Origin of the sequence: Klebsiella sp. HMSC16A12 (genome assembly GCF_001808265.1) — a bacterium.
Taxonomy (GTDB): Bacteria; Pseudomonadota; Gammaproteobacteria; order Enterobacterales; family Enterobacteriaceae; genus Klebsiella; species Klebsiella pneumoniae.
Genome location: NZ_KV792587.1, coordinates 1 through 656, shown reverse-complemented (window position 1 = coordinate 656; position 656 = coordinate 1). Strand labels below are relative to the sequence as shown.

The window sequence follows — 656 nt, the reverse complement described above, 5'->3', positions numbered from 1 at the left end:
TCAGATCCGCCAGCGGCATGGTTCGCCTTCTCGCCAGACCGGCAGGGAAAACATCCTCAGCAACACCTTCGCCACTATCATGGTGTGCTGCAGGCGGATGCCTTCGCAGGCTACGATCGGTTGTTCAGTCCGGAACGTGAAGGAGGGCCGCTGACAGAAGCCGCATGTTGGGCCCATGCCCGCCGAAAAATCCATGATGTCTATATAAGAACTCACACAGCGACAGCAGAAGAAGCCCTGAAACGTATCGGTGAGCTGTACGCGATAGAAGAAGAAATACGCGGCCTCACGACAGAAGAGCGTCTGGCAGCCAGACAATCGCAAAGCAAACCACTGCTGGCATCGCTGCATGAATGGCTGGTAGAAAAAAATGAGACGCTGTCGAAAAAGTCCCGTCTGGGCGAAGCGTTCGCTTATGTCCTGAACCAGTGGGATGCGCTGTGCTACTACTGTGAAGATGGCCTGGCAGAGCCTGATAACAACGCTGCCGAACGAGCCCTTCGTGCCGTCTGTCTTGGGAAAAAGAATTTTATCTTCTTCGGCAGCGACCACGGTGGTGAGCGCGGAGCCCTGCTGTACGGACTGATCGGGACGTGCAGGCTGAATGGTATCGATCCGGAAGCCTACCTTCGCCATATCCTGAGCGTATTGCCGGA

At 55.6% G+C, this 656-nt stretch carries 1 pseudogene; it reads left to right on the top strand.

Annotated elements, in window-relative coordinates:
* A pseudogene (locus HMPREF3140_RS27215) lies at positions 1 to 656 on the top strand (IS66-like element ISKox1 family transposase); the annotation flags it as partial.